Origin of the sequence: Sphingomonas alpina (genome assembly GCF_014490665.1) — a bacterium.
GTDB classification, from domain to species: Bacteria; Pseudomonadota; Alphaproteobacteria; order Sphingomonadales; family Sphingomonadaceae; genus Sphingomonas; species Sphingomonas alpina.
Genome location: NZ_CP061038.1, coordinates 3,230,293 through 3,246,098, shown reverse-complemented (window position 1 = coordinate 3,246,098; position 15,806 = coordinate 3,230,293). Strand labels below are relative to the sequence as shown.

Annotated in this window: 17 protein-coding genes and 1 pseudogene; 9 read left to right on the top strand and 9 right to left on the bottom strand. The window is 65.2% G+C overall.

Features of this window, described 5'->3' with window-relative positions:
- Positions 1-18: 18 nt before the first annotated feature.
- Together H3Z74_RS15110 and H3Z74_RS15105 are read right to left on the bottom strand one after the other, a co-directional pair.
- A complete protein-coding gene (locus H3Z74_RS15110) occupies positions 19-1,371 on the bottom strand; it encodes a sensor histidine kinase (protein WP_187760427.1) in 1,353 nt (450 codons plus the stop codon).
- The gene (locus tag H3Z74_RS15105; RefSeq protein WP_187760426.1) at positions 1,368-2,033 is read right to left on the bottom strand and encodes a response regulator; all 666 of its coding nucleotides are present in this window, start codon (positions 2,031-2,033) and stop codon (positions 1,368-1,370) included. Before H3Z74_RS15105 ends, H3Z74_RS15110 begins: the two co-directional genes overlap by 4 nt.
- 120 nt (positions 2,034-2,153) lie before the next feature.
- On the opposite strand from H3Z74_RS15105, the gene H3Z74_RS15100 reads away from it, so the two are divergent.
- Entirely contained in the window at positions 2,154-2,723 is a 570-nt protein-coding gene (locus H3Z74_RS15100; protein ID WP_187760425.1) for a hypothetical protein, read from the top strand.
- A 45-nt stretch (positions 2,724-2,768) separates the two neighbouring features.
- On the opposite strand, the gene H3Z74_RS15095 is transcribed toward H3Z74_RS15100, so the two are convergent.
- From H3Z74_RS15095 to H3Z74_RS15080, 4 genes are all read right to left on the bottom strand, one after another.
- The gene (locus H3Z74_RS15095; RefSeq protein WP_229726606.1) at positions 2,769-3,128 is read right to left on the bottom strand and encodes a hypothetical protein; all 360 of its coding nucleotides are present in this window, start codon (positions 3,126-3,128) and stop codon (positions 2,769-2,771) included.
- Between the two features lie 100 nt (positions 3,129-3,228).
- Positions 3,229-4,026, bottom strand: a complete 798-nt coding sequence (locus H3Z74_RS15090; protein WP_187760424.1) for an SDR family NAD(P)-dependent oxidoreductase — start codon at positions 4,024-4,026, stop codon at positions 3,229-3,231.
- On the bottom strand, positions 4,023-4,595 hold the full coding sequence (locus tag H3Z74_RS15085) for a carboxymuconolactone decarboxylase family protein (RefSeq protein ID WP_187760423.1): 573 nt from the start codon (positions 4,593-4,595) through the stop codon (positions 4,023-4,025). The genes H3Z74_RS15090 and H3Z74_RS15085 overlap by 4 nt, the downstream gene beginning before the upstream one ends.
- A 31-nt stretch (positions 4,596-4,626) precedes the next feature.
- On the bottom strand, positions 4,627-5,154 hold the full coding sequence (locus H3Z74_RS15080; protein WP_187760422.1) for a winged helix-turn-helix transcriptional regulator: 528 nt from the start codon (positions 5,152-5,154) through the stop codon (positions 4,627-4,629).
- Positions 5,155-5,230: 76 nt separating this feature from the next.
- Between H3Z74_RS15080 and H3Z74_RS15075 the strand changes: the two genes are divergently transcribed.
- Together H3Z74_RS15075 and H3Z74_RS15070 are read left to right on the top strand one after the other, a co-directional pair.
- The gene (locus tag H3Z74_RS15075; protein ID WP_187760421.1) at positions 5,231-5,884 is read left to right on the top strand and encodes a dihydrofolate reductase family protein; all 654 of its coding nucleotides are present in this window, start codon (positions 5,231-5,233) and stop codon (positions 5,882-5,884) included.
- A gap of 10 nt (positions 5,885-5,894) precedes the next feature.
- On the top strand, positions 5,895-6,542 hold the full coding sequence (locus tag H3Z74_RS15070; RefSeq protein ID WP_187760420.1) for a glutathione S-transferase family protein: 648 nt from the start codon (positions 5,895-5,897) through the stop codon (positions 6,540-6,542).
- Positions 6,543-6,699: 157 nt separating this feature from the next.
- On the opposite strand, the gene H3Z74_RS15065 is transcribed toward H3Z74_RS15070, so the two are convergent.
- Positions 6,700-9,345 carry a putative bifunctional diguanylate cyclase/phosphodiesterase gene (locus H3Z74_RS15065; RefSeq protein WP_187760419.1) on the bottom strand — a complete coding sequence of 882 codons (2,646 nt, stop codon included), beginning with the start codon at positions 9,343-9,345 and terminating at the stop codon, positions 6,700-6,702.
- A gap of 156 nt (positions 9,346-9,501) precedes the next feature.
- On the opposite strand from H3Z74_RS15065, the gene H3Z74_RS15060 reads away from it, so the two are divergent.
- The 5 genes and pseudogenes from H3Z74_RS15060 (at position 9,502) to H3Z74_RS15040 (ending at position 13,854) form a co-directional block, all read left to right on the top strand.
- Entirely contained in the window at positions 9,502-11,022 is a 1,521-nt protein-coding gene (locus H3Z74_RS15060; protein ID WP_187760418.1) for a fumarate hydratase, read from the top strand.
- A complete protein-coding gene (locus H3Z74_RS15055; RefSeq protein WP_187760417.1) occupies positions 11,019-11,672 on the top strand; it encodes a GNAT family N-acetyltransferase in 654 nt (217 codons plus the stop codon). Before H3Z74_RS15060 ends, H3Z74_RS15055 begins: the two co-directional genes overlap by 4 nt.
- A 13-nt stretch (positions 11,673-11,685) precedes the next feature.
- Positions 11,686-12,607 (top strand): annotated as a pseudogene (locus tag H3Z74_RS15050) (DMT family transporter).
- 13 nt (positions 12,608-12,620) lie between these two features.
- Positions 12,621-13,109, top strand: coding sequence for a hypothetical protein (locus H3Z74_RS15045; RefSeq protein WP_187760416.1), 489 nt, complete (start codon positions 12,621-12,623; stop codon positions 13,107-13,109).
- 289 nt (positions 13,110-13,398) lie between these two features.
- On the top strand, positions 13,399-13,854 hold the full coding sequence (locus H3Z74_RS15040; RefSeq protein ID WP_187760415.1) for a hypothetical protein: 456 nt from the start codon (positions 13,399-13,401) through the stop codon (positions 13,852-13,854).
- Here H3Z74_RS15040 and rdgB read toward each other — a convergent pair.
- Both rdgB and rph read right to left on the bottom strand, forming a co-directional pair.
- Complete coding sequence (gene rdgB, locus H3Z74_RS15035; protein ID WP_187760414.1) at positions 13,851-14,495, bottom strand: RdgB/HAM1 family non-canonical purine NTP pyrophosphatase; 645 nt, start codon at positions 14,493-14,495, stop codon at positions 13,851-13,853. The genes H3Z74_RS15040 and rdgB overlap by 4 nt on opposite strands.
- Positions 14,492-15,208 carry a ribonuclease PH gene (gene rph / locus H3Z74_RS15030; protein WP_034160525.1) on the bottom strand — a complete coding sequence of 239 codons (717 nt, stop codon included), beginning with the start codon at positions 15,206-15,208 and terminating at the stop codon, positions 14,492-14,494. The genes rdgB and rph overlap by 4 nt, the downstream gene beginning before the upstream one ends.
- 97 nt (positions 15,209-15,305) lie before the next feature.
- Here rph and H3Z74_RS15025 point away from each other — a divergent pair, with 97 nt between their 5' ends.
- Positions 15,306-15,803 (top strand): DUF6438 domain-containing protein, encoded by a 498-nt coding sequence (locus H3Z74_RS15025; protein WP_187760413.1) that lies wholly within the window; start codon positions 15,306-15,308, stop codon positions 15,801-15,803.
- Positions 15,804-15,806: the final 3 nt, after the last annotated feature.

The following is a 15,806-nucleotide window of genomic DNA, read 5'->3' as shown; positions in this document are numbered from 1 at the left end:
CGCATGGCGGGGGACGAGTTAGAGGGCTGCTGGCAACCTCACGGTCACCTGCAGTCCACTGCTCTCCGCCGCATCCAGCGACAGAGTCCCGCCATAAAGCTCGGCCAGTTCGCGCGCGATCGACAGGCCGAAGCCATGGCCGTCGCCGGACTCGTCGAGGCGACGGCCCGGCTGCATCGCCGCGACGCGTTCGGCGTCGGGGATGCCGGGGCCGTCATCGGTGATGATCAGCCGGACCCTTTGCGCGTCGCGTTCGGCGCTCACCATAATACGCCTCGCCGCCCAGCGCCACGCATTGTCGAGCAGATTGCCGGCGAGTTCATCCAGGTCCTGCGGATCGAGCGCAACCGACAGGCCGGGGTCGATCGCGATGTCGGCGGTGACTGGCCGGGCGGCATGGATGCGGCCCAGCGCCTCGGCAAGCCCCTCGATCGCCGGGCGCAGTGGCGTCGCGACCCGCGTGACGCCGCCCGGCGTGCCGGTGCGGGCGCGGCCGAGATGGTGGCGGACCGCTTGATCGATGCGATCGAGCTGCGCACCGAGCGACCCGTCGGGGTCGCGCTCGCGCAGCGCAAGGGCGAGCGTGGCGAGCGGCGTCTTCAACCCATGCGCGAGATTGGCGACATGGCCGCGCGCATTGGCCAGCGCCGCGTCGTTCGCATCGAGCAGCGCGTTGATCTCATCTGCCAGTGGCGCGAGTTCGGTCGGCTGGTCGGGTGGAACGCGCGCGTCACTGCCGCGCCGTACCGCCGCCAGCGCCTCGCGCAGCTGGCCGAGCGGGCGCAGGCCGATGCGCAGCTGGATCAGGGTGGACAGCGCCAGCGCGATGCCGAGCAGGGCGAGCGAGCCAAGCAGCGGGATCATCGCCGCCCGGATCGGGCGTTCGACGATGGCGCGCGGCGCGGACGCGGTGATCCGGACGATGCCGGCCGAGGTTGGAACGGTCAGCGCGCGGGCGTGGTAGGCATGACCGTCAGCGGCCCGCCAGAGGAGCGGGCGCGGCTCGTCCGAGCGATCGTTCCGGTCAGGACGCAAGTGGGGCGGCGGCTCGTCGAGCCGAAACGGCCCCGGATCGGGTGCGGCGGGCGAGCGGATCGTGCCGGCGGGTGCGTCGATCCGCCAGCCCCAGCCGGAATCGGCCCGGTCATAGGGTGGGGCGAGTGAGATGCGCCCGCGATCGATCGCGCCGTCCGGCCCGATCGCGGTGGCGAGGATCGCGATCTGGGCATCGAGCTGTTGGTCGAGTCCGTGCATCACGAAGCGTTCGAGCACAGCACCGATCGCGACTGCGGCGAAAGCAAGCGCGGCCAGCGTCGCGAGCAGCGCTGTGGCGAGCAGCCGGCCGTAAAGCGATTTCGGCATCAGCCTCATTGCGGCGCCTCGGTCAGGCGATAGCCGCGCCCGCGCACCGTTTCGATCAGGTCTCGGCCGACCTTCTTGCGCAGCCGGCCGATAATCACTTCGAGCGAGTTGGAGTCCGGGTTGGCATCGCCGTCATACACCCGTTCCATCAGGTCGAGCCGGTCGATCACCACGTCCTTGCGCAGCATCAGCGCGGAGAGCACGCGCCATTCGAGCGCGGTGAGGCGCAGCGGCAGGCCGTCAAGTTCGAACTGGCCGGTCTGTGCGTCGAACGACACGGGGCCGCAGCTGACGATGCTTGCGGCATGACCCGAAGCGCGGCGGACCAGCGCGCGCAGCCGCATGACCAGTTCCTCGAGCCGGAACGGCTTGGTCAGATAATCGTCGGCCCCGGCGCGGAAGCCCTCGACCTTGTCCGACCAGCCATCGCGCGCGGTGAGGATCAGCACCGGGTGCGCACGGCCCGCCGCGCGCCATTCCTTCAGCACCGTTATGCCGGGCTTCACCGGCAGGCCAAGATCGAGCACCGCGGCGTCGTACAGCCCGGTGTCACCGAGATGCGCGCCGTCCTCTCCATTCGTGGCAGTGTCGACGGCGAAATGCTCGGCGCGCAACGCGCGGGCGATGCCCTCGGCGAGCGCCATATCGTCCTCAACCAGCAGGATGCGCATTCTCGTCCTTTCAACCTGCGGGCTAGGATCCTGCGTTAAACCGAAACTGAACAGGAAGGTTCAGCGGGCCGTGGGTGCGACTCGCTAGAAACTGCCATCGACACAGATGGAGTGACCATAATGACCGAAGAAACCAAGACCAGCCGCACACTGTTCAAGGCATCGCTCGCTGCCGTGGCGTTGCTTGGCGTCGGCGTTGCCGCCGGGGCGGCCGCGATCAAGGTGAGCGGGCCGTCGATCGAGATGGCGCCGATCAAGCCGATGGCGATCTCCGGCCTGACCGACAGCACGAACGTCATAACGCTGCGCGGGAAAGTGGCCGAAGTCTATGGCCCGATGTTCGTGATGCAGGACGGCAGCGGCAAGGCGCTGATCGATGGGGGGCGCCGGCATGGAATGCTGGGCATGAGTTCGAATAGCCCGGTCGCGACCGGTGCGATGGTGACGATCCAGGGCAGATTCCATGACGGCATCGTCCATGCCTCCTTCCTGATCGGTGCGGATGGCAAAGTGACGGAGCTGGGCGGCCCTCCGCATGGTCCAAGGGGCACGGCGCATGATGGACCGGATCGCGGGCCGGAAGGGCGTGACGGTCCTCCGCCACCCCCGCCGGCCGATGGTTCGGCACCGCCGGCACCTGCCGCTCAGTCGCCGGTTACGCCGGCTGCGATCGGCAACCGCGCCGGCTGATCAGAAAAAGGGCGGCGACCTGTCCGGTCGCCGCCCCATTTCAGCTTAGCGGCAGATGCGCACGCGACGGCCGTAGCGCCAGTCGGTCCAGCAACGGCGATAGCCATTGTTCCAGCCGTAGCGACGGCCGCGATCCCAGCGGTCACCACGCCAGCCGCGATCACCACGCCAGCGACGGTCGCCGCGCCAACCGCGATCACCACGCCAGCCACGATCGCCGCGCCAGCGGCGGTCGCCGCGATCACCGCGCCAACCACGATCACCACGCCAGTTACGGTCGCCGCGATCATAACGGTCATGATAGCCATCGCGACCATGGTCGTAGCGCTGGGCGTTTGCGGTGCCGCTCACGCTCATCGCCGCGACCATCAGGCCGATAGCAACGAGAAATTTGGGCATTCTCATGGGGTACATCCTTTCCAGCCCGCCACGTCGGGCATGTCGGGAAGAATACGCGCATGATTGAATCCTGTTCCTGAACCGGGCGGTTATCCGACGTTCAGGCTTAGCCCAGCCGTACCGACTGCCCGCCATCGACCGGCAGCAGCGCACCAGTCACGAAGCGCGCATCGTCCGACGCCAGCCACAGCGCGGCGTGCGCCACGTCCCACGCGGTGCCCATCCGCCCCATCGGCACGCGCGCGTCGCGCTTGGCGCGCAGTTCCGCCTGCGCCTCGCCGGTCAGGCCGGCCCAGCCCTGGATCGCCATCGGTGTGTCGATCAGGCCAGGCAGGATCGCGTTGCAGCGAATCTGGTGCCGGGCATTGAGGGCCGCAACGCTGGTGGTGAGCTTGTTCACGCCCGCCTTCGACACTTCATAGGCAATGATCCCGGCCGGCGCGATCGCGGCAAGCGAGGAAATGTTGACGATCGCGCCTTGCCCTTGCGCGCGCATCACGGGCAAGGCGTGCTTGATTGTCTGCATCATCGCGGTGAGGTTGAGATGGAGGATCGCGTCGAACCGTGCGGGATCGGTCGCCTCGACCGATGCGTCTCCCGCGCCGCCGCCAACATTGTTGTGGAGAATGTCGAACCGGCCGAGTGCGGCGACGCCCGCCGCGATCAGCGCCGCGCATTCCGCCTCGTCGCGGATATCGGCGGCATGCGCGTGGGCGGTGCCGCCTTCACCGGCGATCAGCGCAGCGGTTTCCCCGGCCCGGTCGAGATTGCGATCGACGCAGAATACCGCTGCGCCCTCGCGGGCGAACAGCATCGCCGTCGCCCGGCCATTGCCGATCGTGTCGCCCGGCGTCTGCCCGGCGCCGATGAGGATCGCGGTCTTGCCAGCCAGCCGGCCGGTCATGCGCGGCGGTCCAGGTCGGGGTCGAGCACCAGGCCCTTGTCGAGCTGCACGCCGAAGCTGTTCAGCAGCATCGACACCTGGGTGTACTGACCGACGGTATAGACCAGGTCCATGCACTGTTCGGTGCGGAAGTGGTGGCCAAGTGCTGCCCAATGCGCGTCAGTGATGAAATGGTCGCGGGTCAAGTCGTCGCACGCATCGAGGATCGCAGCATCAGCACTGCTCCAGCCGGGCGAGGCGCTGCCCGTCTTGATCCGCGCGATCTCTTCGCCGGTCAGCCCGGCGCGCTTGCCGATCACGACATGCTGCGCCCATTCATAGCCCGAGCCGCAATTGAAGCCGGTGCGCAATATGGCGAGTTCGCGCTCGCGTTCCGGCAGCGTGTTGTACTTGCCGAGGATGTAATTGCCCCATTTGAGGAATCGGTCGAGCGCACCGGGGTGTCGCGCCATGGTGCGGAAGATGTTGAGGACGAAGTTGCGTTCGACGAACGGCGCGAGGACTTGCTTCTGCGCATCGGTCGCCTCGGCATCCGATAGCGGTTCGATCCGTGCTTTGCCCAGGCGCATGCGACTCTCCCGTTTTTGAATTACGGGTATGCTAGTCCGTCGAGCTGGCCGAGTCTCGATCCAATTGAGCGACCATCGCTTCATACGCCATCTGAAGTCGAACGGCGACGCTCGCGCGTCCCGTGGACGGTGTGCCGAGATGCGCGGTGCGGAGCTCGTCCATGAAGTCCGTCCACATCTCCGGCCCGCCCTCTTCGAGCAATTGTGCGCGGATCGCGAGATCGGGCGTGACGGGCAAATGGCGACGGCCCCAAGCGCCAAGCTGGACGATCAGCGGCACGAGTTGGATCGCCGGCTCGGTCAGGCTGTAGATATGCTTCTGTTTGTGGCTGGGATCGTCAGTGATCGCCAGAAAGCCTGCCGCGACCAGTTTCTTGAGCCGGTCGGCAAGGATGTTCGACGCGATGCGCTCTTCCGACGCGACGAGTAGTTCGCGGAAATGGCGGCGATTACCGAACATCACGTCACGAATGACGATCAGGCTCCAGCGGTCGCCCAGCGCCTGAATCGTGAGGTTGATCGGGCAGCCCGATCGAGGGTCGTCGATATGGATCGTCATGACTGGTTGCAATATAGGATCAGTTGTGTAGAAAGCAACTGCTTTTGATTCGCAATCGGTTTGAAAAGGACGGATGATGACGAAGATTCGCGTTGGCGGTTACTCGATCTCAGTGGATGGTTTTGGCGCCGGCCCCGATCAGGACCTCGACAATCCGCTCGGCGTGCGCGGCAAAGAGCTGCACGAATGGGCTTTCGGCACCAAGACCTTCCGCACGATGTTCGGCGAGGAAGGCGGCTCCACCGGCATCGATGAGAGTTATGCCGCTCGGGCGATGCACGGCATGGGGGCATGGATCCTCGGCCGCAACATGTTCGGGCCAGTGCGGGGCGCGTGGCCGAGCGAGGGGCCGAACGCGGACTGGAAGGGCTGGTGGGGCGACACGCCGCCCTATCATTGCCCGGTGTTCGTCCTGACGCATCATGCCCGGGCGTCGATCGAGATGAACGGCGGCACCGTGTTCCATTTCGTGACTGGCGGGATCGATGAAGCGCTGGCGCGGGCGAAAGAAGCGGCGGGCGCCCGCGATATCCGCATCGGCGGGGGCCCGGCGACCATCCGTCAGTATCTGCAGGCCGGCGTGATCGACGAGCTGCATTTCGCGGTTGCGCCGGTGGTGCTCGGCGGCGGTGAGGCGATGTTCGCCGGGATCGACCTCCCCGCGCTCGGCTATAAGGTGACCGAGCAGACCCAGGGCGAGAACGCGATGCACATCGTGCTGACGAAATAGGTGGAGAGAGATGGCGATTAAAATCTATGCGCACCCCTTGTCGTCCTACTGCCAGAAAGTGTTGATCGCGCTATACGAGAGCGGCACGCCGTTTGACTATCGCGAGCTTGGGCCGGACACGCCCGACTATGCCAGGGAGTTTGCGGCGCTCTGGCCGATGCAGCACATGCCGTTGCTGGTCGATGGAGAGCGCTCAGTCGCCGAGACCAGCGTGATCATTGAATATCTCGACCGATATCATCCCGGTGTGGCTCCGATGATTCCGGCCGACATCGAGGCTGCGCTGGAAGCGCGCTTCATGGACCGCTTCTTCGACAATTATGTCATGACCCCGTTGCAGACCGTGGTGTTCGAGCGTCGACGGCCCGAGGGTAATGCCGACCCCTATGGCGTCGGGAAGGCGCGGGAGATGCTGGCCAGGGCCTATGGCTGGCTCGATACGGTGATGGCGACGCGGGAATGGGCGGCAGGAGACGCGTTCGGCCTGGCCGATTGTGCGGCGGCGCCGTCGCTGCTCTATGCGAAACATGCGCTGCCGTTTGACGGGTTTCCCAATGTCGTGGGGTATCACCAACGGCTCGAGGCACGGCCCTCGGTGGCGCGGACGCGAGAAGAGGGCAAGCCGTTCTGGGACTGGTTTCCGCTGGCGAACGGGTAGAGGGATCAGCCCCCGCCATTCCGACCTGAGCTGATCCCCGGCAAAGGCCGGGGCCCAGTCGGAATGACCAACGTAACGAGACGCAACGACTCTTACCGCCTTTTCCCGCCTGAGCCCCCGCCTTCGTCGGGGAAGCGGGAGTGAGGGGGTTAGCTCCTTACCCCGAACGGCGGATCGCGGGGGCCTGAGCGACCGGGTTGAGCCGTTCCATGTTGAACGTCTGCGCAAACTCGATGCCAGCCTTGCCATCGGCGGCCCAGCGCAGCTTGGCGGGGAACATCTGCCCCTCGAGCAGTTCGATCAACAGATCTATGCCGTCGACCTCGCCATCGATCTCGATCCCGTCGATCATCGCGCCGGTTGAGGACATGTTGCGGATGCGGACTTCGCCTTCGATGCCTTCGGTCGCGACGCGCGCGGTACGCAGCATCTTGGTCCGCGGCGAGCGGCTGACGCGGTAGCCAGTGGCGGTGGCCATGCCGCCCTTTGCCGCAAGCTGCTCGAGCACGGCCGAGGCGCGGGCAGCCTTGCCATAGACATAGCCCTGGATGTGGCTGCAGCCCAGTTCGCGGATCAGCGCGATCTCATCCTGCACTTCGACACCCTCGGCAGTGGTTTCCATGCCGAGCGTATCGGCCAGCGTGACGATCGCCTTGATGATTGCGGCGTTGCGGTTGCCCGCGACCGCTGCGCCGCGCACGAAGCTCTGGTCGATCTTGATCTTGTCGAACGGCGCCTTCTTCAGATAGCCGAGCGAGGAATAGCCGGTGCCGAAATCGTCGAGCGCGAGACGCACGCCGATCGTCTTCAGATTCTTGAACATCTGCTCGGATGAGGCATCCTCATTGTTGAGGAACACGCCTTCGGTGATTTCGAGTTCGAGGCGGTCCGGGCGAATGCCCGACCGCGCCAGCGCATTGGTCACCACAGCAGGCAAAGCCGGGTTGGCGAACTGGATCGGCGAGACATTGACCGCGACGCGGATGTCGCGCGGCCAGGTCGCTGCATCGGCGCAGGCGGTGCGCAGGACCCATTCGCCGATCGCTTCGATCAGCCCGCAATCCTCGGCGACGGGGATGAACTCAGCCGGGCTTACCGCGCCGCGCGTCGGGTGATTCCAGCGCAGCAGCGCTTCATAGCCGACGATCCGCTCGCTTTTTGTGCTGACTACCGGCTGATAGGCGACATGGAATTCATTTTGCGGGAGCGCGTTGCGCAAATCATCCTCGAGTTGCTTGCGGTTCTGCGCGCCGTGCAGCAACTCCTCGCGGTAGAAGCGGTGGATGCCGCGCCCATCGGCCTTGGCAGCGTAAAGCGCGAGATCGGCATTGCGCACCAGCGTTTCCGAATCCTCGCCGTCGACCGGCGCGATGGAAATGCCGATCGAGCAACCGATTGTGATCGATGATCCGTCGATGAAATAGGGCTGTGACAGCGACGCGATGATCGCGCGCGCCAGTTCGGCGAGCCGGTCGCGATTGGCCTCGCGCGGCAGCACGACCTGGAATTCGTCGCCGCCGAGCCGGCCCACCAGCCCCGCATCGCCGACGCTGCGCAGCAAACGCTGGCTGACCTGTTTGAGCAGTGCGTCGCCGGTCTGGTGACCCAGCGTGTCGTTGACCGCCTTGAACCGGTCGAGATCGAGCAGCAGCAATGCGGGCGAACCAAAGCCGCCACCTTGCGGTGCGAGCGTCTGATCGAGTGCGAGGCGCATGCGCTGACGGTTTGCGAGCCCGGTGAGGCCGTCGAACAAGGCAAGGCGCGTGATCTCGGCCTCCGACTTGCGCTTTTCGGTCAGGTCGCTGCCATTGCCGATAAAACCCTGGAAGCGATTCAGGCCGTCGAGGATCGGCCGGCCGGAGATCGACCACCAGCGTTCCGTCCCGCCGGCCGCGGCGCGCACCGAATAACCGGAGAAGGAGGTGCGCGAGGATAGATGGAAGCCCAAGGTGCGCTCCGTATCGGGCGACGCGCTGTCGACCTTGAACACCGCGGTGAGCATGGCGCCGATCGCTTCATTGTCCGGCGTGCTGACCTCGTTGGCGACCTGGGGCGACAAATAGACCAGCCGGCCCTGCCGGTCGGTCTGCCAGAACCAGCCGCTGCCATGATCCTCGAACTCGCGGATCAGGCGCAGCGCGAGATTGCCGTCATTGGTATCGGCGTCTCGCGCCTCCGCCTGGGCCCGATCGAGCCGTGCCAGGCCGCTGGTGGCGATGATCAGGCAAGCGAGAAACACCGCCGCGATGCTCGTAACGACACCCAGGCCGTTGTGCAGCGCAATGGTCGCGACCAGCGCGCCGGCATAGCCGAGCGTTGCGGCGCGCAATGCCTGAAGCGCCATGGCGGTGACGATGACCGCGCCAAATACGGCGACGAAGCCGGCGAGTTGCAGCGTGCCGTTGGAGACGTGCGTCGTCATCCACAACATCGAGAACAGGCCGGCACCCAATCCCGTGGCGTAGATCAGTGAAAGCCGCACCTTGATATGCGGCGGCCAGTTGCGTGGCGCGGATAATTTGAGCAGTGCCAGCGCGACCACGCCGAGCAGGACGACCAGTCCGCCGCGCACCGCGATCGGTGCGAGCAGGTCATGGAGCCCGACGGTCATCGCGGTGGCGAGCAGCATGGCCGCAGCGAGGATCTGCGTGAGCAGGGCGGCGGGCCAGGCGGTTGCGGCCTGTTCGAACTGCAATTGATGCGCGTCGGGCGCCCTGTCCTCGTCAACGCCGAGCGACAGATCGCTCCACAACGAGGTCATCGATCCGAGAATATCGGACAGGGGATTGAACGGCCGGCGCATCGATTATTTTCGATAACGACAAGGCATTCGGATTTGCTTGCCGTTGATGGTTAACAAGGCGTGCCGACAATGGTGATGATGAAGGTGCACCAAGCCTCTTGGCCACCTGGCACGCTCGGCATATGGACGGCGCCAAGCGAGTGCCGGGAACCGACCATGACAGTGATTATCCGCGAAGACGATTTGATCGAAAGCGTCGCCGACGCGTTGCAGTTCATCAGCTACTACCATCCGATGGATTATATTCGCGCGCTCGGCGTCGCCTATGAGGCGGAACAGAGTCCGGCTGCGAAGGACGCCATCGCGCAGATCCTGACCAACAGCCGTATGTGTGCCGAGGGTCATCGCCCGATCTGCCAGGATACCGGCATCGTCACGATATTCATCAAATGGGGCCAGGATTGCCGGCTGGAAAAGGGCGACCGGTCTTTGCAGGAAGTGGTCGATGAGGGCGTGCGTCGCGCCTATCTCAACCCCGAGAACAAGCTGCGCGCTTCGATCCTTGCCGATCCGGCCTTTACGCGCCGCAACACCAAGGACAACACGCCGAGCGTGCTCAATGTCGAGATGGTGCCGGGCAAGACGGTGTCGATCGACGTCGCGGCGAAGGGCGGCGGCAGCGAGAACAAGTCCAAGTTCAAGATGATGAATCCGAGCGATTCGATCGTCGACTGGGTGCTCGAGATGCTGCCGCAAATGGGCGCCGGCTGGTGCCCGCCGGGCATGCTCGGCATCGGTATCGGCGGCACCGCCGAGAAATCGATGCTGCTCGCCAAGCAGAGCCTGATGGGTGCGATCGACATGGCGCAGCTGAAGGAGCGCGGGCCCGAGAACGATATCGAGAAGCTGCGCATCGAGATCTACGACAAGGTCAATGCGCTGGGCATCGGTGCGCAGGGACTTGGCGGACTGTCGACCATTCTCGACGTCAAGATTTTCGACTGGCCGACGCACGCCGCGTCGAAACCGGTGGCGATGATCCCCAATTGCGCGGCTACGCGCCACGCCCATTTCACGCTCGACGGCTCCGGCCCGGCCTATCTCGAAGCGCCCAAGCTGGAGGAATGGCCCGACGTCAACTGGACACCCGACAAGGCGGCGATCCGCGTCGATCTCGACACGCTGACGCCGGAGGTGGTGCAGGGCTGGAAACAGGGCGACCGGTTGCTGCTCAACGGCAAGATGCTCACCGGGCGGGATGCCGCGCACAAGCGCATTAAGGACATGCTCGACGCGGGCGAAAAGCTGCCGGTCGAGTTCAAGGGGCGCGTGATCTATTATGTCGGCCCGGTCGATCCGGTGGGTGAGGAAGTGGTCGGTCCGGCCGGCCCGACCACCGCGACGCGGATGGACAAATTCACGCGCATGATGCTCGACCAGGGCCTGCTCGCGATGGTCGGCAAGGCCGAGCGCGGCCCGGCTGCGACCGAGGCCATCGCCGAGGCGAAGAGCGCCTATCTGATGGCGGTGGGCGGCGCCGCCTATCTCGTTGCGCGTGCGATCAAGGGGTCGAAGATCGTCGGGTTCGAGGATCTCGGCATGGAGGCGATCTACGAATTCGAGGTGAGCGATTTCCCGGTCACCGTGGCGGTCGATTCGAGCGGCGCCAATGTGCACACACTTGCGCCGCTGGTGTGGAAGGAAAAGATCGCCAGACAGGCGCTGGAGAACGCGTGACGCAAGGGCCCTCCCGTGGCGAGTTGCGGATCGCGCGACTGAGTATCGCCGAAGGGCCGGCCTTTGACGATTTCTACGAGATATTTTGCGAGGCGCTTCCGGCGAGCGAGCGCAAGACGCGCGAGCAGATCGCGGCGCTTGTGACCAGGCCCGACTATCGCATCCTGATCGGCGAAATCGACGATCAGGTGATGTCGTTCGCGGTTCTTTTCCTGTCGGACCGCCACCCGATGGCGCTGCTGGAATATCTCGGAACCTCGGCCGCTGCGCGCGGGCGAGGGCTTGGCGCGGAGATGTTTCGCGCCGTGCTCGATCGGATCGGCAGTCATAGTCTGGTGATCGAAGTCGATAGCGATCGTCAGGACAGTAGCGACCGGGAGATGCGCCGTCGCCGCAAGCAATTCTACGCTCGATTGGGCGCGCGGCAGGTCATGGGCGTTGAGTATCGGATGCCCAGGATCGGTGCTGACTCGCCGCCCGAACTCGACTTGATGATCTGGCCTGGTGAAGGGCGAACCCAGGTCACGCGGGGCGAAGTAACGGCCTGGATCGAGGCTATATATCGCGGAGCCTATGACCGCGTCGTTCCTGACGACGAACTGGCGAAGATGGTCGATGCAATGCCGTCTCACGTCGATCTGACCCGTTGAAGCACCGCCGGCGATGATCGTCCTGCCGATCTGGCTGCCCGCGACGGTGTTCGCCGGCGCGTTGCAGGCATGGCGCACGGCGGTGCAGCGCAAGGTTGGCCGCGACCTGTCGGTCAATGCCGCCGGGCTGGTGCGTTATCTCTATGGCCTGCCGTTCGCGATCCTGTTCGTCCTCGCCTATCAATGGCTGATCGCGCCGGCGCCGTTCCCGGCGCTTGGTGCCAAGTTCTTGTTGTTCTGCGCAGCGGGGTGGGGTCGCGCAGATCATCGCGACCAATTTGCTGCTGATGGCGTTCGACGAGCGCAATTTCGTCGTCGGTACCGCCTATTCGAAGACCGAGGCAGTACAAAGCGCGCTCCTCTCCGTCGTGCTGCTGGGAGAGGGGCTGGGCCGCCTTACCTGGCTTGGCATCGGTTTTGGCGTCGCCGGGATCATGATGTTGTCGACCGGCGGCAAACGCATGAGCGCCGGAGACCTGATCCGTGCACTCGGCCAGCCAGCGGCGCGCTATGGCATTGCTTCGGGATTCTTCTTCGCTCTGACCACGATCGCGATCCGGCGCGCGACGTTCGAGGTCGCGACCGATGACAAACTGCGCGCGGCGCTGGTCGTGCTTGCGACAACCGTGGCGCTGCAGACGGTGCTGCAGGGCGGCTATATCGTGTGGCGCGAGCGTGAGCAGGTGGCGAAGGTGTTCGCCACCTGGCGCGTCGCGGGGCAAGTCGGATTGATGTCCTCGCTCGGATCGGCCTGCTGGTTCACTGGCTTTGCGACGGCGCCGGTCGCGCTGGTGCGGATCGTCGGCCAGGTCGAGGTGGCGTTCACCATGGGGTTCGCGCATTTCTATCTCGGCGAGCGGATTGTGCGCAGCGAGGCGATTGGGTTGTTGCTGGTGGCGGTCGGCGTGGCGCTGGCGCTCGCCGGATCGCTTTGAAGAGGGAAGGACGATGGCCCGCAGGATCATCCTTAGATCGCCGCTGGCTCCAGACGTATTGGCCAGGAAGTTGAAAGCGGTGCTGGGTGGACGTGGCAGGGAAATGAAGGCTGTGGGCGTGACCGGGCAGGGGACCGACCGGGATATGATGCTGTTCTATTTCCGGCCCGACGTGCGGAACGCTTTTCCAAGGTCTCTGATCGCGACCGTAGAGCCGGATGGCGATGGCTCCCGGATTGCGGGAAGGATTGGCGCGCCGCCCAGCGCGGCCGTTTTTCTCGGATGCTGGTTCGGCATCCTGACGCTCTTCCTCGCGCTTGCCGGGCGCTGGATGATCGAATCGGGTACGCCGCTCGGGGATGGCTGGCGGTTGATCGCGATCCCGCTCGCGCTGATGGCCTTTGGTGGCTGGCTGTACCGACGCAGTACCGCAACCGCGAAGGAGGACGAGGCTGCGATCCTCGCCTTTCTTGCCGACACGGTCTCTGCACGGCCGGTTTGATGCGTCTTGCCCGCCATGCTGCGTTCTGTGAGGCGCGCGCAATGAGTAGCGTTGTTCGGGTGCGAACGGCTTCATGACCGCCAGGGTCGGACAGCCGGTGACGATCGTGCCTATGCGGTACCGAAGCGGAAAACGCCGGTATCGCAGGAGGACGTTCTACGATGTGTCGAGGCATTGGGAGGCTTTACGCTGCGATAGGAAATGTCCGATATCGATACCTAATCCGGGCGCGGTGGGGCTTGGGCGCCGCGCCGCGCGGTGATAAGGTCGTTTCGCGGGGAGAACGGACTTGATCGAGCAGGTTGCGCTGCGTCGTTACGATACCACACTTGATCGCGCGGGACTGGCGCTGGGGACTGGCGGGCTGATGGGGGGCCTGTTCGCGGTTCCGCTCATCCTGCTCGGCGGATCATGGTCGTTATTGTCGCTGGTGGTGGGATTCATCGTCGGGGCGGTGATTTCGGCAATGGCGATCGTCGCGATTGGCGGGCCGCTCTGGATGGTGTGCCATGCGCTGGGCAGGCGCGGCCCGCTCGCTGCCGCCGTTGTCGGCGCGGTTGCCGGATTCGCCCTGTTCCTCGGCGGGCAGACCTATGGCTTCGGGCTGTTCGACATGCCCGTGTCCGACGCACGCACATTGATGTTCCGTATTCTCAGCGCGATCGCCACCAGCATCATCCTTGCAGGCTTCTCGGCGGCGATCGGGCTGGCGATGTGGCGTGTCGCGTATCGGCGTGTCGTTTAAAGGACTGCGGTCACCAATTGCCGGAACGCATCGGCGCGGTGGCTGATCGCGTGCTTTGCGTCTGGATCCATCTCGCCGAACGTCTCGCTACCGCCGTCAGGCAGGAACATCGCATCATAGCCGAAGCCGTTCGCGCCGCGGGGCGGCCAGACGAGCGCGCCTTCGACCCGTCCCTCGAACCATTCGACGTGACCGTCGGGCCAGGCAAGCGCGAGCGCGCAGACGAAATGTGCGTCCCGACTGATTTCCGGGAGCCCTGCTTCCGGCTCAAGCGCATCGAGCCGGTCGTTGACCAGGGACATCGCCACACCGAAATCGCGCGACTCCCCGGCCCAGCGTGCCGAGAAAATGCCCGGCTCACCGTTCAGCGCATCGACGCACAGGCCGCTATCGTCGGCCAGTGCGGGGAAGCCGGACAGGTCGGCCGCCTGCAGCGCCTTCAACTCGGCATTGGCGACGAAGGTGGTGCCGGTCTCCTCCGGTTCGGGCAGGTCGAGTTCGGCAGCCGAAATCGGCTCGATGCCGTACGGGCCGAGCAGCTCGCGAATCTCGCGCACCTTGCCCTCATTATGACTGGCGATGATCAGTTTGCCGGGGACGAGCTTGCGGATCGCCTGGGACCCGCTGCCTTCTCCACTCATTTCGCGACCGCCTTTGCCTGTGCCGCGAAGATGTCCGCGCAGCCGATGCGTGCCAAACGCAGCAGACGCAACAAGGCTTCCTCGTCATAAGTCGCGCCTTCGGCAGTGGCCTGTGCTTCGGCGATGTTGCCGTTTTCGAGCAGCACGAAATTGGCATCGGCGTCGGCGTTGGAATCCTCGTCATAATCGAGGTCGAGCACAGGCGTGCCCTGATAGATGCCGCACGACACCGCCGCGACCTTCTGGGTCAGCGGATCGGCGGTCAGCTTGCCCTCGGCCATCAGCCCGTCGATGGCGAGGCGCAGCGCGACCCATGCGCCGGAGATCGATGCGGTGCGCGTGCCGCCATCGGCCTGGATCACGTCGCAATCGAGTGTGATCTGGCGCTCGCCGAGCAGCTTCAGGTCGGTCACCGCGCGAAGGGAGCGCCCGATCAAGCGCTGGATTTCCTGGGTGCGGCCAGACTGCTTGCCTTTGGCCGCTTCACGGCTGCCGCGGGTGTGGGTGGCGCGGGGCAGCATGCCATATTCCGCGGTGACCCAGCCTTCGCCCTTGCCGCGCATCCATGGCGGCAGACGCTCCTCGACCGAAGCTGTCACCAGCACCTTGGTATCGCCGAAACCGATCAGCACCGATCCCTCGGCATGGCGGGTAAAGCGCGGTTCGATCGTGATCGTGCGCATCTGATCGGGGGTGCGGCCGGATGGGCGCATAGTTGTTCTCCAGAAAACGGGTCGGCACGCCACCTAGACGGGTCGCCTCGAACGCGCCAGTGTTGTGCGCAGTTTCGAACCGCTTGAGGAAACCCCGATGCGATCGACCGTCCTGCGCACTCTCCTGTCCTCCGCGCTTCTGCTTGCCGGATGCGCGGTAGCCCCGAAACCGGCCGAGCCGCAGACTGCTGAGCCGGGGGCGATCGTGTACGAAACCGCGCCCTGTTATGGCCTCTGCCCGGTTTATCGTGTCACGATCGCGTCGGACGGAACCGGGACGTTCACGGGCATGCAGCACACGGTGATCACCGGCGACCGCAAATTCGCCGCCTCGCCCGATCAATTCGCTGCCTTCGCCAAAGTGCTCGCGCCCTATCGGCCCAAGGGCACGCGCGACATCACCCCCGGCCAGCCCGATTGTGTTGACGCGGCGACCGATATGCCCAGCGTGGACGTGCAATGGAAATCAGGTACGGCGACCGACAAGCTGACGCTTTATTATGGCTGCAATCTGCAAACCGGCCAGGCGATGGCGGAGGCGTTGCGGACGGCACCGGAGATGCTGCCGATCGCCGACTTCATCGGCAAGCGTTGAGCC